General features: G+C 39.6%; 22 protein-coding genes. 18 read left to right on the top strand and 4 right to left on the bottom strand.

The window, feature by feature from the left end:
* Positions 1-78 precede the first annotated feature (78 nt).
* The 3 genes from PGP85_RS03100 (at position 79) to PGP85_RS03090 (ending at position 4,629) form a co-directional block, all read left to right on the top strand.
* Positions 79-1,935 carry a beta-glucoside-specific PTS transporter subunit IIABC gene (locus tag PGP85_RS03100; protein WP_270326071.1) on the top strand — a complete coding sequence of 619 codons (1,857 nt, stop codon included), beginning with the start codon at positions 79-81 and terminating at the stop codon, positions 1,933-1,935.
* A 182-nt stretch (positions 1,936-2,117) separates the two neighbouring features.
* Entirely contained in the window at positions 2,118-3,569 is a 1,452-nt protein-coding gene (locus tag PGP85_RS03095) for a 6-phospho-beta-glucosidase (RefSeq protein ID WP_270326070.1), read from the top strand.
* Positions 3,570-3,645: 76 nt separating this feature from the next.
* Positions 3,646-4,629 carry an aldo/keto reductase gene (locus PGP85_RS03090; protein ID WP_270326068.1) on the top strand — a complete coding sequence of 328 codons (984 nt, stop codon included), beginning with the start codon at positions 3,646-3,648 and terminating at the stop codon, positions 4,627-4,629.
* Positions 4,630-4,746: 117 nt separating this feature from the next.
* Here PGP85_RS03090 and PGP85_RS03085 read toward each other — a convergent pair whose 3' ends face one another.
* Positions 4,747-5,694: a Gfo/Idh/MocA family protein gene (locus PGP85_RS03085; RefSeq protein ID WP_270326067.1), complete on the bottom strand. Its 948-nt coding sequence runs from the start codon at positions 5,692-5,694 to the stop codon at positions 4,747-4,749.
* Positions 5,695-5,732: 38 nt separating this feature from the next.
* On the bottom strand, positions 5,733-6,608 hold the full coding sequence (locus PGP85_RS03080; RefSeq protein WP_270326066.1) for a MurR/RpiR family transcriptional regulator: 876 nt from the start codon (positions 6,606-6,608) through the stop codon (positions 5,733-5,735).
* A 208-nt stretch (positions 6,609-6,816) separates the two neighbouring features.
* Between PGP85_RS03080 and PGP85_RS03075 the strand changes: the two genes are divergently transcribed.
* The 9 genes from PGP85_RS03075 (at position 6,817) to PGP85_RS03035 (ending at position 13,922) form a co-directional block, all read left to right on the top strand.
* A complete protein-coding gene (locus tag PGP85_RS03075; RefSeq protein WP_270326064.1) occupies positions 6,817-7,836 on the top strand; it encodes a Gfo/Idh/MocA family oxidoreductase in 1,020 nt (339 codons plus the stop codon).
* Between the two features lie 30 nt (positions 7,837-7,866).
* A complete protein-coding gene (locus PGP85_RS03070; RefSeq protein ID WP_270326063.1) occupies positions 7,867-9,204 on the top strand; it encodes a PTS sugar transporter subunit IIC in 1,338 nt (445 codons plus the stop codon).
* A 2-nt stretch (positions 9,205-9,206) separates the two neighbouring features.
* The gene (locus PGP85_RS03065; protein WP_270326062.1) at positions 9,207-9,665 is read left to right on the top strand and encodes a heme-binding protein; all 459 of its coding nucleotides are present in this window, start codon (positions 9,207-9,209) and stop codon (positions 9,663-9,665) included.
* Between the two features lie 27 nt (positions 9,666-9,692).
* Positions 9,693-10,670 (top strand): Gfo/Idh/MocA family protein, encoded by a 978-nt coding sequence (locus PGP85_RS03060; RefSeq protein ID WP_270326061.1) that lies wholly within the window; start codon positions 9,693-9,695, stop codon positions 10,668-10,670.
* A 52-nt stretch (positions 10,671-10,722) separates the two neighbouring features.
* Positions 10,723-12,150: a 6-phospho-beta-glucosidase gene (locus tag PGP85_RS03055; protein ID WP_270326059.1), complete on the top strand. Its 1,428-nt coding sequence runs from the start codon at positions 10,723-10,725 to the stop codon at positions 12,148-12,150.
* A 12-nt stretch (positions 12,151-12,162) separates the two neighbouring features.
* Entirely contained in the window at positions 12,163-12,480 is a 318-nt protein-coding gene (locus PGP85_RS03050) for a PTS sugar transporter subunit IIB (RefSeq protein WP_270326058.1), read from the top strand.
* Between the two features lie 11 nt (positions 12,481-12,491).
* Positions 12,492-12,833 carry a PTS lactose/cellobiose transporter subunit IIA gene (locus PGP85_RS03045; RefSeq protein ID WP_270326057.1) on the top strand — a complete coding sequence of 114 codons (342 nt, stop codon included), beginning with the start codon at positions 12,492-12,494 and terminating at the stop codon, positions 12,831-12,833.
* Between the two features lie 88 nt (positions 12,834-12,921).
* Positions 12,922-13,089: a PQ-loop domain-containing transporter gene (locus PGP85_RS03040; protein WP_408639886.1), complete on the top strand. Its 168-nt coding sequence runs from the start codon at positions 12,922-12,924 to the stop codon at positions 13,087-13,089.
* A 71-nt stretch (positions 13,090-13,160) separates the two neighbouring features.
* Positions 13,161-13,922 (top strand): Cof-type HAD-IIB family hydrolase, encoded by a 762-nt coding sequence (locus PGP85_RS03035; RefSeq protein ID WP_270326056.1) that lies wholly within the window; start codon positions 13,161-13,163, stop codon positions 13,920-13,922.
* Positions 13,923-14,038: 116 nt separating this feature from the next.
* Here the strand turns inward: PGP85_RS03035 and PGP85_RS03030 are convergent, their stop codons facing one another.
* Entirely contained in the window at positions 14,039-14,233 is a 195-nt protein-coding gene (locus PGP85_RS03030; protein ID WP_270326055.1) for a hypothetical protein, read from the bottom strand.
* 69 nt (positions 14,234-14,302) lie between these two features.
* Here PGP85_RS03030 and PGP85_RS03025 point away from each other — a divergent pair, with 69 nt between their 5' ends.
* From PGP85_RS03025 to PGP85_RS03000, 6 genes are all read left to right on the top strand, one after another.
* Positions 14,303-14,608 carry a prolyl oligopeptidase family serine peptidase gene (locus tag PGP85_RS03025; RefSeq protein ID WP_270326053.1) on the top strand — a complete coding sequence of 102 codons (306 nt, stop codon included), beginning with the start codon at positions 14,303-14,305 and terminating at the stop codon, positions 14,606-14,608.
* A gap of 120 nt (positions 14,609-14,728) precedes the next feature.
* On the top strand, positions 14,729-15,610 hold the full coding sequence (locus tag PGP85_RS03020) for a LysR family transcriptional regulator (protein WP_270326051.1): 882 nt from the start codon (positions 14,729-14,731) through the stop codon (positions 15,608-15,610).
* A gap of 122 nt (positions 15,611-15,732) precedes the next feature.
* Positions 15,733-16,248 (top strand): flavodoxin, encoded by a 516-nt coding sequence (locus tag PGP85_RS03015; protein WP_270326048.1) that lies wholly within the window; start codon positions 15,733-15,735, stop codon positions 16,246-16,248.
* Between the two features lie 26 nt (positions 16,249-16,274).
* The gene (locus tag PGP85_RS03010) at positions 16,275-16,688 is read left to right on the top strand and encodes a cupin domain-containing protein (RefSeq protein WP_270326047.1); all 414 of its coding nucleotides are present in this window, start codon (positions 16,275-16,277) and stop codon (positions 16,686-16,688) included.
* 67 nt (positions 16,689-16,755) lie between these two features.
* A complete protein-coding gene (locus PGP85_RS03005) occupies positions 16,756-17,067 on the top strand; it encodes a carboxymuconolactone decarboxylase family protein (RefSeq protein ID WP_270326046.1) in 312 nt (103 codons plus the stop codon).
* Between the two features lie 36 nt (positions 17,068-17,103).
* Positions 17,104-17,739 carry an NAD(P)H-binding protein gene (locus PGP85_RS03000; RefSeq protein WP_270326044.1) on the top strand — a complete coding sequence of 212 codons (636 nt, stop codon included), beginning with the start codon at positions 17,104-17,106 and terminating at the stop codon, positions 17,737-17,739.
* A gap of 76 nt (positions 17,740-17,815) precedes the next feature.
* Here PGP85_RS03000 and PGP85_RS02995 read toward each other — a convergent pair whose 3' ends face one another.
* Positions 17,816-18,361: an LbetaH domain-containing protein gene (locus PGP85_RS02995; protein ID WP_270326042.1), complete on the bottom strand. Its 546-nt coding sequence runs from the start codon at positions 18,359-18,361 to the stop codon at positions 17,816-17,818.
* Positions 18,362-18,462: the final 101 nt, after the last annotated feature.

Here is an 18,462-nt window from a genome sequence, read left to right as displayed (position 1 = left end):
ATAAAGTTCAATTACAGACAAGTCTTGATTAACCGGTTCGATCAAAAATTCATCTTGTTCCACTGAAAGGAGAATCCCATGAGTAAGAAATATGAAGGGTTAGCTCATAATATTATTGCAAAGCTAGGTGGCAAAAAGAATATTACTGAGGGTTATCATTGTCAGACACGCCTTCGTTTCAAAGTCATTGATGAATCGAAAATCGACATCGAAGGTTTAGAAAGTTTAACTGGTGTGACGAAATATATTTTTAACGCGGGTGTGCATCAAGTCGTGATTGGGACACATGTAAAAGAGGTTTTTGAAGAAATTGAAAAAAATCTTGAAATTGATCCGAACAAACAAGTTCAATCAGAGAAAAATGGACCCTTAACGGCGATTATTGATTTCGTCGCCGGGACATTTCAACCAGTGATTCCAGCATTGTCTGGAGCGGGGATGGTAAAAGCTGTACTGGCTTTATTAATGGTATTTCAAGTGATTTCGCCGGAATCACAAACGTATTATTTGTTGAATATGTTTGCCGATGGGGTGTTCTTCTTCCTACCAATTATTTTGGCCTTCACCGAAGCACAAAAACTGCGCTGCAACCCTATTTTAGCCGCATCAGTAGCGGCAATGATGATGCATCCAAACTGGGGAGCGCTAGTAACAGCGGGAGATCCAGTCAGATTTTTTGAAATTATTCCATTTACACTTGCTACGTATACTGGGTCAGTTATTCCGATTCTCTTGGTAATTTTTGTTCAATCTTATGTTGAAAAATTCCTGAATCGTGTAATCCCGAAATCTGTGGAACTAGTTTTCGTACCAATGCTGACTTTTCTAGTTATGGGGACATTAGCATTCTCAGTTTTAGGACCAATCGGTGGGATTCTAGGCGGCTATTTAGCTAGTTTCTTTACTTTCTTGAGTGTCAATGCCAGCTGGGTACCAGCCGTTCTGATTGGCGGATTTTTACCGATTATGGTTATGTTCGGTCTTCACAATGGCGTTGCTCCGCTGGGAGTCATGCAAATGGCGGAACTTGGCTACGATAGTATTTTTGGACCAGGCTGTGTTTGTTCAAATATTGCACAGGCGACCGCCTCAGCAGTTGTTGCTTTTAGAACGAAAGATAAAAAAATGCGCCAATTAGCCACATCTGGTTCAATCACCGCTTATATGGGGATTACTGAACCGACATTATATGGTGTGAACTTACCTAAAAAATATCCGTTGATCTCCGCCATGATCGGAGGAGGATTAGGTGGTCTCTATGCTGGATTGACCAACACGCATCGGTTTGCTACTGGCTCATCGGGATTACCAGCGATCCTGCTTTACATTGGCGATGATACCATGCGCTTCTTCTGGAACATCGTGATTGCCTTGTTGATTTCTGCAGCATCCACGGCTGTATTGACTTACATTTTGAGTTTCAAATTTGAAAAGGACGAGCTTATTCCTGAGATTCCAGAAATGAAAGAAGTCATTTTAGAAGATACGTTGATGATCAGTCCGATTAGAGGACAAGTTATTCCATTGAGTGAAGTACAGGACGAAGCTTTTGCTTCAGAAGCACTAGGAAAAGGTTTTGCTATTGATCCGATTGAAGGGAAAGTCGTTGCGCCGTTCGATGGAAAAGTAGTCGCAATTTTTCCGACAAAGCATGCAATCGGATTGGTTTCAGAGACTGGAGTAGAAGTCTTGATTCATGTTGGGTTAAACACAGTTGAACTAAATGGAAAGTATTTTGAGGCATTCGTCGAAGCGGACGAAGCAGTCAAAAAAGGCCAGCCTATCTTGACGTTTGATTTAGAAAAAATTCAAGCAGCTGGATATGTTACGCAGGTTCCAATCGTTGTGACCAATACACCACAGTATTCATCGATTGAGACGATCAGTGTCGGACAAACCGATTGCAACCAAGACATTTTGGCTGTCAGAGTTTAGATCATAGCGGGAACTAAAATAAGATGTCAGTTCCACTTTTTCGCAGTTCCTATTGTGAGAAACCAAGTTAAGTAGTTAAACAGAATAAAAAAAACAAGAAACTAGTGGAATGATATACGGCGTGAGCATCAGCCTGATTTTTGAAAAAAATCATTACCTTAATACGAACAAGGAGAATCCAAATGACATTAGATAAAAACTTTTTATGGGGCGGAGCGACCGCAGCGAATCAAACTGAAGGTGGAGTACTAGAAGGCGGTAGAAAACTAGCCAATATCGATGTATTGCCCTACGGTGAAGATCGAAAAAAAGTCGCGGCCGGCGAATTAGAAATGCTTGAGTGGCAAGAGGGGTATTATTACCCTGCCAAAGAAGCAGTAGATATGTATCATCGATATATGGAAGATATTCAGCTTTTTGCCGAGATGGGCTTTAAGATCTATCGGATGTCGCTTTCATGGTCACGAATTTTTCCAAATGGGAATGATAAAGAACCGAACGAAGCTGGGCTAAAATTTTATGAAGACATTTTCAATGAATTAAAGAAGCACGGAATCGAACCGCTAGTGACGATCACACACTTTGATATTCCGATTCATTTGGTCAAAGAATACGGCGGCTGGAGAAGCCGTGAACTAATCGAATTTTATACTCGTTACGCGGAGACCGTTTTAACGCGCTACAAAGTCTTGGTTCATTATTGGCTGACAATCAACGAAATCAATATTTTGCTTCATCAACCTTTTGTAGGCGGCGGTATTATTTTTAAAGAGGGCGAAAATAAAGAAGAAATCAAATACCAAGCGGCGCATCATCAATTGGTGGCTAGCGCTCTAACGACTAAAATCGCTCACGAAGTTGATCCTGAAAATAAAGTCGGTTGTATGTTAGCTGGAGGAAGTCATTATCCTTATACTTGTCGACCGGAAGATTATCAAGAAGCAATCAAGCGGGATCGTGAAGGTTATTTCTTCATTGATGTTCAAGCAAGAGGAAAGTATCCTAACTATGCCTTGAAAAAGTTTGAACGCGAGGATCTAACGATTCAGATGAATCCGGAGGATAAGGAAATATTAGCCGCATCACCGGTAGATTTCGTAACATTTTCTTATTATTGTTCAAAAACTGTCAGTGCCCATCCAGAAGACTATCAGCAAGCAACAGGGAATATTTTTGCATCGATCAAAAATGACAACCTGCCATCAACTGAATGGGGCTGGCAGATTGATCCGCTGGGATTGAGAAATTCCTTGAACCAGCTTTATGATCGCTATCAAAAACCATTATTCATCGTGGAAAATGGTTTGGGAGCGGTCGATGTGCCTGACGAAAATGGCTATGTCGCTGATGATTATCGGATCGACTATTTGGAGAAACACGTGAAGGCCTTCATGGATGCAGTGGAAATTGATGGCGTGGAGCTCATGGGTTATACGACGTGGGGCTGCATCGATTTGATCGCAGCGAGTACTGGGCAAATGAGCAAGCGCTATGGTTTTGTTTATGTAGATCGAGACGATCAAGGCAACGGAACCTTAAAACGTTCGAAGAAAAAATCATTTGATTGGTATAAACAAGTAATCGCATCCAATGGCGAAATAGTGAAGAAACAACTAGCTTCAAGTGTACATTAAATCTGTAAATCCTAAACAAAAAGAATGGAGGATTCCATTCTTTTTGTTCTATTTAATTCACGAAAGGATGATAGCTATGAAAATGAGAACGATCGGTCAAGAGAAACTGCAACTGTCAGAAATAGGCTATGGCTGTATGGGATTAAATCATCACCGTGGTCCAGCGAAAGACACTAAAAAAATGAAACGAGTGGTACAAGAGGCTTACAATCAAGGGATCACTATGTTTGATACCGCTGAAGTATATGGTCCATACACCAATGAAGAGCTTGTAGGAGAAGCTATCAAGAATTTTCGTAAAAATGTTGTTTTAGCCACAAAAGGCGGATTTAAAATCAATGGACAAACGAATTATCCCGACAGCAGTGCAAAAACTTTAAGAGACTCTTTAGAAGGTTCTCTAAAACGACTTCAAACAGACTACATTGATCTGTATTATATTCATCGAGTTGATCCCAACGTTCCAATCGAAGAAGTGGCAGAAACGATTCAATCATTCAAAAAGGAAGGGAAAATTCTTCAATGGGGATTGTCCGAAGCAAGTGAAGAGTCAATCAGAAGAGCTCATAAAGTAGAACCGCTGATGGCGATTCAAAGTGAATATTCAATTTGGTGGCGAGATTTGGAGAAGGATATTTTTCCTGTATTAGAAGAACTCGGAATAGGTTTAGTCGCCTATAGTCCATTAGGCAGAGGATTTTTAACCGGTCAAATGACACAACAGTCAATTGGAAATGAAAATGACAACCGAGCAGAACTGCCGCTTTTTACAAACGAAGCAATGGCAGCGAATCAAGTAGTATTGGGATTATTGCAAGAGATCGGAAATCGAAAAAATGCGACATCGGCACAAATCGCGATCGCATGGATTCTCGCTCAGAAAGAATGGATCGTACCAATACCTGGAACAACGAATTTGAATCGTTTAACTGAGAATAACCAAGCTGCCGCTATTACTTTTACAAAAGAGGAATTAGTGAAGATCAATGAAGCTGTTGATCAATTGACTATAGTAGGCGATCGCTACCCTCAATCTGAAAAAGAGCGTACTGGAAAGTAGAAAAAATTGCCTGATCAGAATCATTGGTATTGCACGAAAGCAATTTATTATAGATGAAACCTCAACGACCTCAGGAATTTTTCTCCTGAGGTCGTTGAGGTTTCATGAAGAGGCTGATTATTCCATCTTATCTTTGAGCAGTTCCAATAAACGTGCACATTGAATGCTATTTTCAAGTGTCATTAGCGGGTTCTCTATTTCGATTTGATTAAAAGAGCGATGCATTGCGGCAATCTCTGAATAGAAATCATCATGATCATAAGGAACATCGACAGTAGTTGTTTCATTTTGTTTAGAGATAGTGAAGCTGGTTGCTCGATGAAAATTAGGGATCGTTATCGTTCCCTTTGTACCAGAAAGAATAGCGACAGTCTCTGTCGTTCGATCAAAGCCTGTTTCAATCGTTGCTTCAAAATGATCTTGGGTAAGTGTTGCTTTAAGATAGACATCGATTTGATTAGCATGTTGTTTATACTCAAGTGTTCCCACTTTTAAATTAGCTGGGCTAAAATCTTCAATTAATGATAGGTTGTAAATGCCCATATCAAGCAACGCGCCGCCTTGTTCCGGGGAGTAGTGATAACTAGCTTGTTCTTCAGGAAATTCCCGACATAAGGAAGTAAAAACCTTGGTAATCACACCGATTTCATCAGAAGCAATTCGCTCATGGACTTCTCGATAGGCGGGAACGAATCGGCTTTTCATCGCTTCTATAAATAATTTATTCTGTGCTCGTGCCGTTTCTGCGACTTCTTGCATTTCCGCAGTGTTCATCGTAGCTGGTTTTTCACATAGAACTCCTTTGTCAGCGGACAATGCTTTAATGATCCATTCATGATGGTAAAGGTGCGGCAAAGCAATATAGACCAAGTCTATTTCTGGTTCATTCAAGAGTAATTGATAATCATCAAAAATTTTCTTACACGGATGATTGTTTTGGAAGGCCGCGGCCTTATCCATCGTTCGACAAGCAACCCCATACAATTGTGCATCAGGAAAGTTTGTTAGGCTTTCAGCAAAACGATTGGCAATGTTTCCTGCACCGATAATTCCCCAATTGATCATAAATCCTGCTCCTTCTTTTTCCATATACCATCGTGTCTTTAGTTTGGCATAGGATTGTTTGATAGAATTCCTGTTTCCAATATATCGTGTTTCTTTTTCAAATTAACTAAGTTCTTTTGATACTCTTTGGCATAAATAATCGAAAATAAACTGTCCAAAATATACTCGAAAGCTACTTGTGATGAAAACGTGCTGACCTTCAAAAAATCCAGTTCATTATGATTGAAGGTAATTGATTGTGTCGCTAAAGCATTCAAATTTGAATTGCCGTTTCCCGTCAATAAAATTGAAGGGATATTTTCATTGAGAAAATATTTTAACATACGCTCGTATTGCGGCACCTTTGCCCGATAAGTAATGAAAATCGCACAATCCTTTTTGGTTAAATTGGCGGCATTCCAATCACCGTCCCCGTACTCATCCGCAATGATCAAAAATTTATTGATTTTGACCAGCTTATTTTGAAAACTTCGAGCGCGAATTTGAGAGTCCCCCGTAGCAAATAGGAAGATTCGCTCTGCTTTTGACAGTAATTTGGCCGCACCTTCTAATACTTCATCATTTAATTGAGCGTAGGTTCGTTTGACGGTATCGATGGTCAGATCAGAAATTTTTTTGGCAATCTCGGTAGCGGTATCATTTGGATGGAAGGGGAAATTAGCATCCACTTCATTCAAACGGTAGAGCTCACTATGCGCAATTTCTGAAAGTGCGATCCGAAAATTTCTAAATCCGTCATAACCCATTTTTCTGGCGAGACGGCTGACGGACGAATGAGACGTGTAGGTATTTTTCGCCAAATCATCGACATTTAGGGAAGGGGCAGTGGTCAAGTTGTCCAAAATGTAATCCGCAATTCGCTTTTCAGTAGTAGTTAAACCTTCTTGTACACGCAATTTATCAATTAACAGCATTCCAATCACCTCATGTTTATCATAACTTACTTCCTTTATCAGCAGAAGACAAAGTCGGATTTGGTTCCAATTCTGGTAAAAACTTTCAAGATTTCCTTGTGAAAGAGTGAATGAGTGAAAAAAAGTACCGGTTTTGATTGGAAACCTTTTCAATTTTTGCGGGCTCTCTATACTAAGGGTATCAAAAATGATTTGGAGGGATTTATTGATGTTAACAATTGCTTACATTGGAAATGGTAAAAGTGCGAATCGCTATCACTTACCTTTTTCAACCAAACTAGCGGATAAGATCAAAGTCAAAACGATCTATTCACCGGTTGAAGAAAATACTTGGAAAAAAATTGAAGGGGTCCATTATACGACTGATGTCACCGATATTTATGATGATCCGGAAATTCAATTAGTTGTGGTATCAACACCAAGCAGTCTGCATTACAAATTGGGTAAAGAGGTTTTAGAGCACGGGAAAAATGCTCTGATTGAAAAACCATTTGCGGAAACATCTGCTGAAGCAAAAGAATTATTTGATTTAGCAAAAGAAAAAGGATTACTCGTTCAGTGTTATCAAAATCGTCGTTTCGACTCAGACTTTTTGACGGTACAAAAAGTAATTGAGAGTGGTGTGTTGGGTGATTTGCTTGAGGTTGAAATGCACTATGATTATTATCGTCCAGAAATTCCTGAAAGTGTCGATACCTTTTCTTTAAACACGAGCTATTTGTACGGTCATGCTTGTCATACTTTAGATCAAGTCATTTCATATTTTGGTGAACCTGATGACATTCATTATGAAGTTCGGCAAATCTTAGGCAAAGGGCGAATGAATGATTACTTCGATCTGGATCTATTCTATGGAAGAATCAAGGTTTCGGTTAAGTCTAGTTACTACCGGTTGAAGGAACGTCCTAGTTTTATTGTTTACGGGAAAAAGGGTGTCTTTGTTAAGGAAACAAAGGATCGTCAAGAAGAACATTTAAAGAATTTTCATATGCCAGAAAATAAGGATTTTGGAATTGATCTTCCTGAACATTATGGCACATTGACTTATATGGATGATGAAGGCGTTTATCATGAAGAAAAAGTCGTGTCAGAAATTGGCGATTACAGCCGTGTTTATGAAGGGCTCTATGAATCGATCATCAATGGTAAAGAAAAAATCGTTAAAGATGAAGAAACATTATTACAAATTGAAATGTTGGAAACAGGAATCAAACAAATTGAAGGTTAATTATTTTACTGGAATCAGGAGGAAGAAAAAATGAATCGTATGATGGAAATATTTGAAAGTAAGATGGCTCCAATCGCAATCAAACTGGATAACAATCGCTACTTAACTGCCGTGAAGAACAGCTTCATGGCAGCTATGCCCTTATTGATTATTGGCTCGTTTTTCGTCTTATTTGCGAATATGCCGATTCCAGCGTATACCGATTTTATGCAAAATACGCTTGGTGAGAATTGGCAGCAATATTTCACTGTACCAAACGATATCTCAATGAGCATGATGACGATCTATGTTGTTGTCGGTATCGCAAATGAACTAGCAGGCATCTATAAACTGGATCGCATCGGTGCAATTTTTGCGGCACTAGCAGGTTTTTTGGTGGTGACACCATTACATGAGTTTTCAAATGCTGATCTAGGTGTGGGCATTCCGCTAAGTAATCTTGGAGCGGCTGGGTTATTCGTAGGAATGATCATTAGTATTCTAGCTGTTGAAATATTGCGACTAGCTGATCGCAAGGGTTGGAAAATCAAAATGCCAGAATCTGTTCCAACGAATGTATCGAAATCCTTTTCTACGTTGATTCCGATTTTATTAGTAATCGTTGTGTTTAACTTTGTACGAATCGCTTTTGCTTTGACCAGCTTCGGCAGTGTGCAAGATTTTATTTTCACTAATCTGCAAACACCATTGACCTCTTTAGGTAGCTCTTTACCGGCAACGATTTTGATCATGTTGATTGAAGGCCTGCTATGGTCATTCGGGATTCATGGAGCAAATATCGTTGGCAGCGTGATGACGCCGATCTGGTTGTCGTTAACAGCAGAAAATGCGGCTGCAGTTGCAAGTGGAAGTGCTATTCCCAATATTGTTAACTATCAGTTTTATCAAAATTTCATCAAAATTGGCGGTTCAGGCGCAACGTTTGGTCTTTGCTTATTGCTGCTTTTCCTTGCAAAATCAAAACAATTTAAAGCAATCGGAAAACTTTCTATCATTCCTGAGATATTTACGATCAATGAGACGATTACATTTGGCTTGCCGATCGTGTTGAATCCGATCATGATCATTCCATTTATTATTACGCCGATCGTTATGACATTGATGACCTATTTTTCAATGAGTACGGGGCTTGTTCCACTAACAAACGGGGTCAACATACCTTGGACAACACCGCCAGTGATTGCAGGATTTCTAGTTTGCGGCTGGAAGGGCGCAGTTTTAAATATTGTTCAAATCTGTGTTTCGGCAGCGATTTATTTCCCATTTTTCAAAACAGCAGACAAGATGGCTTACGATACAGAACAACAAAATGAAGCACTGGAAAAAGAAAGCAGCGTAATTATTGACGAAATCGCTGAAAATGCCTAAGTATGACAATTGATGAACTGATTGAACAAGAAAAGTACTTACAATTTGAAACATTTGATCATGAGTTAGGATTAGAAATCACGCTCGAAATCGTGAAAGAGGTCAAGGCGAATTTCGATATACCAGTGGGGATTCGGATCAATTACGAGGAAAAAACGATTTTGCATTATTTGATGAATGGACGAAAGGTCAGTCCGTGGTTGGATCGCAAGGTGAAGACTGTTTTGGAAAGTGGTCATAGTTCTTTGTATACGTTCTTGTTAAGTGACTCACATGATGTTTATGCAGAATGGTTGACCGATCCGAGCTATGCGATTTGCGGAGGTGGCTTTCCGATTATTGAAAAGGGTGTCCTAAAGGGTGCTATCTGTGTTTCTGGTTTAGAGCATTTAGCCGATCATCAAGTACTTGTAAAGGTGCTAGAACGAGTAGTAAAAAAAGCAGCTAGCAATGTAAAGTAGTTGGATTTATGGAAAAGAGGAAACTAGATGAAATTAGCCATTTTTGGAGCAGGAATGATCGTTCGCGATTTTTTAACGATCACAGGCGAAATACCGGAAATTGAATTGAAGGCGATTTTGGGAACCGATGCCGACCTTCAGATGATGGAACAGATGAAAGTCGATTATGGAATTGAAACGATTTATACCGATCTTGAAGAATGCTTGCAGAGTGAGGCTTTTGATACTGTTTATGTCGCATTGCCGAATCACTTGCATTATGCTTTTGCAAAAAAGGCTTTGGAATATGGGAAGCACGTAATCTGTGAAAAACCATTTACCTTGAAAAAGAGTGAGTTACTAGAGTTAGAAGAGATCGCAATAGCCAAGGAGTTAGTATTAATCGAGGCGATTACGAATCAATATTTGGCTAATTATCAGGCAATCAAACAGGAAATAAAGAAAATTGGCAAACTGAAAATTGTTGAGTGTAATTATTCCCAGTATTCATCGCGCTATGACGCGTTTAAGGAAGGAACAATTCTGCCCGCCTTCAATCCCAAGATGGGAGGCGGTGCCTTAATGGATATCAATATCTATAATATTCATTTTATTGTAGGTATATTGGGCCAGCCGCTGCAGGTCCGTTATTCTGCCAATGTCGAACGCGGGATTGATACTTCAGGTATGCTGATGCTGGATTACGGCGGAACACAAGTCGTTTGCATTGGAGCAAAAGATTCGACTGCAACGATTCGTTCCACGATTCAAGGTACGGATGGTTCGATCATTGTGAATGGACCGACCAATGTCTTGGACAACTTCACCACCGAAAAGCGTTTAGAAGAAAGCCAATTACTGGATTACAAGGTCCATACGCATCGAATGTTTGAAGAATTCAAGCTGTTTAGTCAAGTAATCATGCAAAGGGATTTAAGTTTTGCAAGGCAACGATTGGAGCACAGTAAAATAGTAATGGAAATTGTTGAAGCTGCTTTGTTAGATGCAAATATTACATTAGGCTAGGTTGTCGGTCTAACTTTTGGAATAACAAGAAGAGTGAAAAAGGAGACTATCAATGGTACAAAAGGATTTTTTATGGGGCGGAGCCTTAGCTGCTCATCAGTTTGAAGGCGGATGGAATAGTGATGGAAAAGGACCGAGTGTAATTGATGTGATGACGGCTGGTGCTCACGGGAAACCAAGAGTGATCATGGATGAAATCAAGGAGGATGTTTTCTATCCGAATCACGAAGCCATCGATTTTTATCATCGCTACAAAGAAGACATTGCATTATTCGCGGAGATGGGGCTGAAATGTTTACGGACATCAATTGCTTGGGCCAGAATTTTTCCGAAGGGCGATGAAGAACAGCCAAATGAAGAAGGATTAGCTTTCTACGATCGTGTATTTGATGAACTGTTAAAACATGGAATTGAACCAGTTATCACATTGTCTCATTTTGAAATGCCGCTGCATTTAGCCAAAGAGTATGGTGGTTTCAGAAATAGAAAAGTGATCGATTATTTTGAAAAGTTTGCTATAACTGTTTTTGAACGATACAACGGAAAAGTAAAGTATTGGATGACGTTTAACGAAATTAATAATCAAATGGATACCAATAATCCATTATTTTTATGGACGAATTCAGGCGTTTCAGTTGCGGAAAATGAAAATCCGCGAGAAGTGATGTATCAAGTGGCGCACCACGAATTGGTTGCGAGTGCGAAAGCTGTGATCGCTGGTAAAAAGATTAATCCCGATTTTCAAATTGGTTGTATGATTTCGCATGTTCCAATCTATCCGTATTCATGTAACCCAGAGGATATTATGGCTGCTGAAGAAGCAATGCATGAACGATTCTTCTTTGCCGATGTACATGTTAGAGGGAACTATCCACGGTATGCGTTGAAGGAGTTAGAAAGAGAAGGATTTTCTTTAGATATTACGAAAGAGGATATGGCTGTTTTGAAAAAAGGGACCGTAGACTATGTCGGGTTCAGCTACTATATGTCAACTGTCGTCCAATCAGGAGTTAACAATCAAGTGAACGACACAGTCAACGGAGCATTGGCCAATTCGGTCGATAATCCGCACTTGGAAGTTAGTGACTGGGGCTGGGCGATCGATCCGATTGGTCTGAGATATTCTTTAAACCGATTATATGATCGATACCAATTACCACTATTTATTGTTGAGAATGGTTTTGGCGCGGTTGATAGTCTAGAAGAAGATGGATCAATTCATGATGAGGAAAGGATTGCGTATCTAAAAGCACATATTGAAGCATTGGAAAAAGCGGTGGATTATGATGGAGTAGAACTTTTGGGTTATACACCGTGGGGCATTATTGATCTCGTTTCATTTACGACTGGGGAAATGAAGAAACGTTACGGCATGATTTATGTTGATTGTGATAATGAAGGTATCGGATCAATGAAACGCTATAAGAAAGATTCGTTCGAATGGTATGAAAAGGTTATTCAATCAAATGGGAAGAATTAGGAGGGGTAAAAAATGAATCAAAAAACAATTTTATTAGTTTGCTCAGCAGGAATGAGTACTAGTTTATTAGTGACCAAAATGCAGAAGGCGGCGGAGGCAAAAGAATTGGATCGCAAAATTTTTGCGATATCCGCTTCTGAGATTGATGGGGTTTTAGCCGGGGAAGAGATTAATGTTCTTTTACTAGGACCGCAAGTCCGTTTTATGGAAAAACAAATGAAAGAAAAACTAAGTGATAAAAATGTTCCCTGTGAAGTGATCAATATGACAGATTACGGCATGATGAACGGTGAAAAAGTCTTAGCTCAAGCGGAAAATTTGATGGTATAGGAGGGAATCGAATGGATGAACAAAATTTAACGACGATCATGAATTTGATTGTTCATAGCGGTAATGCTAAAAGTGATGCGATGGAAGCGATCCAAGCAGCAAAATCGGCCGACTTTGATCAAGCGTATGAAAAGATTGATTCCGCACAAAAATCACTCGTCGAGGCACATCATTCTCAAACCAATTTGTTAACAGAAGAATCAAGAGGAAACCATATGGAAGTGACTTTACTAGCAGTTCACAGCCAAGATCACTTAATGACGTCAATCGCTTTTACTGATCTAGCGAAAGAAATCATCGATTTATACCAGTTGAACAAGGAAAACAGTGATCAAAAAATAACTGCAACTTAATAAAACAGCAAAAAAAGAAGATACTTATCTTCTTTTTTTGGCTTTTATAATAGAAGTTTTAAAAGTATAGTAGGAAAGAGGAGACAATATGATTGGACTAATCGCCGCTAGTTTGACTACTTTGGCGTTTTTACCGCAAGTTGTTAAGGTTATGCGAACAAAAGAAACGAAGGGATTGTCTACATTAATGTGTTTGATGCAAGTGGCAGGAATTGGTTTGTGGGCGATTCATGGACTTTGCCCTGTTACTGGCTAACAGCATAAGCTTTGTTTTAGTCTCGATTATTCTTTTTCACAAATTTCAATCAGTAAATAGGGAGGAATGACATGCCTAATCATAAAATTGCTTTTTTCGATGTCGATGGAACATTGGTCGATCCGAAAATGTGGGAGAAAACCCAGGATATCCTTGAAAGTATTCCTGACTCTACCCGAATTGCTTTAAAGAAATTGAAAGAAAATAAAATTGCTCCAGTGATTGCTACTGGCCGACCTAAAAAAGTTATTTTACCTTTAGCTAAGTCACTAGGAGTAGAAAACTTGATTACTTCAAATGGGCAGGAAATCGTCATGGGGCAGCGAAGTATTTTTCAAAATTACATCAACCCAGAGGTAATAACTGCGATTCACAAATATTCCAAACAAAAGGATGCTCAAATTCTGTATGATACAAGTGCTGGTTTAGTGTCAACTGTTCCTGAGGAGGGGATCGAACTACTGGCCAAGGACGAACTTCCTCAAAAGGTTTTGCAGATATTAATCAATACGCAGCGGCCAATCGAGCAAATTTTTCCTTTTAATGATGAGGTGAAAATCGTGAAATCTGGATCATTTTATTATGATGTGCTGCCGAAAAACATCTCGAAAGCTTCTGCGATCGCTCGTTTCTTACAAGCGGCGAAGGTTCCTGTTGAACAGACATTGGCTTTTGGTGACGAGGAAAACGATTTGGAAATGTTTGAATATGTAGGTACTTCAATCGCCATGGGGAATGCCACCAAAGTATTGAAAGAAAGAGCCAATCAAGTGACAAAAGAAGTCTGGAATGATGGTATTTATTATGCATGTGAAAAGTTGAAGCTGTTTTAAGTTGATTCGAGGACAACGAACTGTATTCATAGCGAAAGAATAGATAAATCGCAAAAAACATTCAAAATTATCTGGCGTTAGATAGTTTTGAATGCTTTTTTGTGCCGATGGTCTACTTAATCAGTGAAACGTCGATCCTTAAATAGATAAGCGGTATCTGTCCGGCGCTCTTGATGAACATCATAGTCTTCTTTGAATAAGCAGGCGTACAAAACATTGATTACATATTCAATCGCCACTTGAGAAGAGAAGGTCGAATATTTGATATGTTGGCTTTCCTCTTTCATCAAAGGTAAGACAATGGAACTCATTTTAATCTGTACGAATTGCATTTGCGTCAAGAAAAGGCAGGAAAATTGTCGAAGGTTGATGGGGTGTTCATGGATGAACTGATCTTTGGAGCAAAAGGCAAAGAATTGTTAGAGAAATTAAAATCTGTCAATCCTATAGCAGATATCACTGGCGATGAACCAGCATTCTTTTTAAATCACGGGACGCTAGATGATGAGATTCCAATGGACTTCACCTATTCTTTAGCAGCAGCTTTAAAGGAGCAGGGAGTTTCCTGCGCAGTCAATCTCGTTGAAGGTGGAAAACACGGAATGAATTTTTACGCCAGCGAGGAAAGAAATGCGCCAGTTATGGATTTTATCGCGGCCACTTTTAAAACAGGTGTAGAGGTATAAAAAAACGCTGGGTTGTAAGCTTGCTTATAACTCATCGTTTTTTATTTTGAGTACAAATAGGAATTTTGGTACTTAGAATAGAAAATCTGCTATAGTAAAAGAAAAACAAAGAGGCAAGTTATGGAGATTAGATTATTACGCTATTTTTGGGCGGTCGCGCAAGAAGGCAATATTTCACGAGCGGCGCGTATTTTGAATATTACTCAGCCTACGTTGAGCCGGCAAATCAAAGAGCTTGAAGAAAGTATTGGAGTACCGCTTTTCCATCGTGAAAAAAATCGCTTAAGTTTAACTCAGGACGGTCAATTTTTGAAAGAACGGGCCGAAGAGATTTTAGTGTTGGACGAAAAATTGGAATCGGCTTTTTTAGCACAGCGAGATAAACAGTTAAGTGGAGTTATTACGATCGGCTGTGTAGAGGCAGATAATTCAGATACTGTCGCGATGTTGCTGGAGGAGCTGATTAGTGACTATCCGCAAATTCAGTTCAACTTGGTCACTGGAACGAGTGACGATATCTCGGATCGATTGGAAAAAGGAATTTTGGATCTTGCGGTATTAATAGAGCCTGTTCCTTTGAATGAAGTCGAGACTTTGACGTTGCCGCGGGAAGAAAAATGGGGTTTTCTAGTTTCAAAGGAACTATTCATTGCGAACAATGACTATATACAGCCAGAAGATATCAAAGGGCTGCCAATATTATGTTCAGGCCGATCAGAGGTTCAGAATCTTTTGGCAGAGTGGTCGGGTATTTCTTTTGATCAATTAAATATCGTGGGAAATTACAATTTGATTTTTAATATATTGCCGTTAGTCGATCACAAAGTTGGGGCAGCGTTAACGATCGAAGGGGCAATTGCCGACCGTAAATTGGAGCAGGCCGTTTTTATTCCAGTAAAACCTGAGGTCAAAACTAATTGTGTATTGGTTTGGAAAAAGCGGGTTCAGACCCCCGCAGTGCAAGAATTGATCAATCGTTTCAATCATGCCTTTAGGCTATAGTAGTATGACTATATAGGCATTAGACATAGTTTGTAAAGAGTCGTATTCTGAAGATGTTCAGGATACGACTCTTTTATTTGATGAAAATCCGAGCAGCAAGACTTTTAACAGGAGGGATAATTATGACAGCAGTGGTCGTTTTCTTCTCTCGATCAGGAGAAAACTATATTAATGGTAAGAAGCAAATGATTTCAGTTGGTAATACAGCAAATCTAGCAGAAAAAATCAGTCAGCAGTTGGATGTTTCCGCTTATCAATTGCTGCCAACCATTCCTTATTCAGACAACTACGATGAAGCGGTTCAAAAAGCTGAAAAGGAAAAACAAGCAGCAACAAGAGTGAACTATGAAGAGTTGCCGATTGATTTGAGTGAAGTGGACACTGTTTTTCTTGGATTTCCCAACTGGTGGGGTACATACCCTAGGATTGTCGCTGCTTTTTTGGCGGATCACAATTGGGAGAATAAGGTCATCTATCCTTTTTGCACCCATGAAGGCAGTGCTTTCGGATCGAGTATTCAAGATTTAAAGAATGAGTGTCCGGAAGCTGTAGTTAAAATAGGATTGGCCGTGCGTGGCTCTAAGGTTGACCGCTCGGATACAGCCGTGAAAAATTGGCTGCTTTCTTATACAAAATAACGACTATTAATTTGGAGGAATGAATTATGACAAAACATGAAGATGTAAAAAATGGTGTGATATTTCCAATCGGCGAAAAAAATGACGCTTATGCGCAGTATTTTATCGGACAAAGCTATCTGCAATCATTAGTCGCTGATCCAGCGATCAATGTTGGTGTAGGGAATGTAACGTTTGAACCAGGTTGCCGCAATAATTGGCATATTCATCATGATGGGTATCAATTATTGCTAGTAACCGGAGGAGAAGGCTGGTATCAAGAAGAAGGAAAAACGGCACAATTTTTACAGGCTGGCGATGTCATCGTGACTCACGATGGAGTGAAACATTGGCATGGTGCGACAAAGGATAGTTGGTTTGAACATGTTGCTATCACTGCAGGAACGCCCGAATGGCTAGAACCAGTTAGTGACGAATGGTACGACCAGTTAGAAAAATAAACCTATAATATCTTTAGTGAAATTAGGTTGCTAAAAAAAATAAAGTTAGAAGCAAGGAGAGAGACTTATGAAAAAACAAACAGCTGGAAGAGAACAATTAGGTGAATTCGCACCGCAATTTGCAGCATTAAATGATGATGTTTTATTTGGGGAAGTTTGGGCAAAAGAAGAGGAGCTTTCGGCACATGATCGGAGTATGATTACCTGCTCCGCATTATTAGCGATGGGGGCGCCGCAACTAGAAGCACACTTAAAAATCGCGAAAGAAAACGGTGTGACAAAGGAAGAAATCAGCGCATTGATTACCCATTTGGCTTTTTATGCTGGCTGGCCTAAAGCATGGAGTGCTTTTACAATGGCGAAAGAAATTTTTGAATAATTGATTATTGATCGAGATTGGGAGGAAGTTGCTATAATGAAGAACATTTTAATTTTAGGCGCAAACGGTCAGATTGCACGACTTGTCATTGAGCGTTTGTTAAAAGAAACAGATGATCGGCTCACGTTGTATTTAAGAAATAGTCAACGAATTAAAAATCCCGATCCGACACGTGTTACTATCATCGAAGGCGATGTAAATGATTTTGATTCATTAGACATAGCAATGAAGAATCAGGATCTTGTTTATGCTAATCTGGGTGGAAAATTCGAACCGATGGCAAAAAATATTGTGAAGGCAATGGAAAGCAATCAGCTTTCACGATTGATCTATGTCACTGGCCTGGGTCTATATCATGAGGTGCCAGGTGAATTTGGTCGTTGGGTGGAAGAGACGATTGGAGCGTCTGTCATGGACGATACTCGGCGAGCCGCCGCTGCGATCGAACAATCAGCGATTAATTACACCATTCTCAGGGCAGCGTACATGGACAACGATCCAGAGATCGACTACGAACTTACTGAAAAAGGCGAGCCATATAAAGGAACGATTATTTCCAGAGCGAGTATTGCGGAAGTTATCGTCAAGATAATCAAGGATCCAACGCTCTACACTTACTCAAGTTTGGGCATATCTAAGCCAGGTACTGATGGCGATCGTCCGATGTTCTAAAGTGGATTGGATATAATTTTAGTTGAATAAATTGTGATAAAAACTGCCGTTAAGAAATAGTTCTTAACGGCAGTTTCTATTTAGCAGTGTTTTTAAGCTGTTCAAATTCAGCGACTCGTTTTGCGTCAATCGCCATGATTTCTTCACCAGCAATCATATTTGGATTAAAGACGAGATCGTAATTTGGGTCTTTTGTCTTGTATTGATTTACACCGAATGCCACGCTGTTTGCGGGAATATCTTTAGTTATGATCGCGCCTGCGCCAATTACGGAATTTTCACCGATAATAATTGGACCGAGAATTTTTGCACCGTCAGCGACAATCACATTTTTGGCAAGAATGGGGCTTCCGACATGTTCCCATTTTTCTTGTTGTTTGTTGTAACGCATGTTTGAGCCAATCGTCACATTTTGATAAATAACGACGTTTTCACAAAGTTTGGCAGCGACCACCGTGCAACCACGAGCGTGATGAGCAAAACGGACACTGCGATCCATATTTGCACAATGAATTTCACAACCGTATCGAAATTCCAATAATTCGGCGGCTTTTGCTTGTTCTTCCGGGTTTTTAGAGAAGCAATTCATCTCCAACAGTTCATCAAAGAACCAATTTTTCATTGATAAAACCTCCTACTATAATTATCATTCATTATACCTTGGTAAAGGAGAATCCCCAACGGTCCACGTTCTTTAAAAGCTAAAAAGAGAATTTTTCCAAA

The organism is Enterococcus malodoratus (genome assembly GCF_027659535.1).
Classification (GTDB): domain Bacteria; phylum Bacillota; class Bacilli; order Lactobacillales; family Enterococcaceae; genus Enterococcus_A; species Enterococcus_A malodoratus.
This window is presented reverse-complemented; position numbering and strand designations above follow the sequence as displayed.

What these genes read in the sequence shown, in the direction of transcription:
- PGP85_RS03100 (WP_270326071.1), top strand. Translation starts at nt 79, where the DNA reads ATGAGTAAGAAATATGAAGGGTTAGCTCATAATATTATTGCAAAGCTA.
- PGP85_RS03095 (WP_270326070.1), top strand. Translation starts at nt 2,118, where the DNA reads ATGACATTAGATAAAAACTTTTTATGGGGCGGAGCGACCGCAGCGAAT.
- PGP85_RS03090 (WP_270326068.1), top strand. Translation starts at nt 3,646, where the DNA reads ATGAAAATGAGAACGATCGGTCAAGAGAAACTGCAACTGTCAGAAATA.
- PGP85_RS03085 (WP_270326067.1), bottom strand. Translation starts at nt 5,694, where the DNA reads ATGATCAATTGGGGAATTATCGGTGCAGGAAACATTGCCAATCGTTTT.
- PGP85_RS03080 (WP_270326066.1), bottom strand. Translation starts at nt 6,608, where the DNA reads ATGCTGTTAATTGATAAATTGCGTGTACAAGAAGGTTTAACTACTACT.
- PGP85_RS03075 (WP_270326064.1), top strand. Translation starts at nt 6,817, where the DNA reads ATGTTAACAATTGCTTACATTGGAAATGGTAAAAGTGCGAATCGCTAT.
- PGP85_RS03070 (WP_270326063.1), top strand. Translation starts at nt 7,867, where the DNA reads ATGAATCGTATGATGGAAATATTTGAAAGTAAGATGGCTCCAATCGCA.
- PGP85_RS03065 (WP_270326062.1), top strand. Translation starts at nt 9,207, where the DNA reads ATGACAATTGATGAACTGATTGAACAAGAAAAGTACTTACAATTTGAA.
- PGP85_RS03060 (WP_270326061.1), top strand. Translation starts at nt 9,693, where the DNA reads ATGAAATTAGCCATTTTTGGAGCAGGAATGATCGTTCGCGATTTTTTA.
- PGP85_RS03055 (WP_270326059.1), top strand. Translation starts at nt 10,723, where the DNA reads ATGGTACAAAAGGATTTTTTATGGGGCGGAGCCTTAGCTGCTCATCAG.
- PGP85_RS03050 (WP_270326058.1), top strand. Translation starts at nt 12,163, where the DNA reads ATGAATCAAAAAACAATTTTATTAGTTTGCTCAGCAGGAATGAGTACT.
- PGP85_RS03045 (WP_270326057.1), top strand. Translation starts at nt 12,492, where the DNA reads ATGGATGAACAAAATTTAACGACGATCATGAATTTGATTGTTCATAGC.
- PGP85_RS03040 (WP_408639886.1), top strand. Translation starts at nt 12,922, where the DNA reads ATGATTGGACTAATCGCCGCTAGTTTGACTACTTTGGCGTTTTTACCG.
- PGP85_RS03035 (WP_270326056.1), top strand. Translation starts at nt 13,161, where the DNA reads ATGCCTAATCATAAAATTGCTTTTTTCGATGTCGATGGAACATTGGTC.
- PGP85_RS03030 (WP_270326055.1), bottom strand. Translation starts at nt 14,233, where the DNA reads ATGAGTTCCATTGTCTTACCTTTGATGAAAGAGGAAAGCCAACATATC.
- PGP85_RS03025 (WP_270326053.1), top strand. Translation starts at nt 14,303, where the DNA reads ATGGATGAACTGATCTTTGGAGCAAAAGGCAAAGAATTGTTAGAGAAA.
- PGP85_RS03020 (WP_270326051.1), top strand. Translation starts at nt 14,729, where the DNA reads ATGGAGATTAGATTATTACGCTATTTTTGGGCGGTCGCGCAAGAAGGC.
- PGP85_RS03015 (WP_270326048.1), top strand. Translation starts at nt 15,733, where the DNA reads ATGACAGCAGTGGTCGTTTTCTTCTCTCGATCAGGAGAAAACTATATT.
- PGP85_RS03010 (WP_270326047.1), top strand. Translation starts at nt 16,275, where the DNA reads ATGACAAAACATGAAGATGTAAAAAATGGTGTGATATTTCCAATCGGC.
- PGP85_RS03005 (WP_270326046.1), top strand. Translation starts at nt 16,756, where the DNA reads ATGAAAAAACAAACAGCTGGAAGAGAACAATTAGGTGAATTCGCACCG.
- PGP85_RS03000 (WP_270326044.1), top strand. Translation starts at nt 17,104, where the DNA reads ATGAAGAACATTTTAATTTTAGGCGCAAACGGTCAGATTGCACGACTT.
- PGP85_RS02995 (WP_270326042.1), bottom strand. Translation starts at nt 18,361, where the DNA reads ATGAAAAATTGGTTCTTTGATGAACTGTTGGAGATGAATTGCTTCTCT.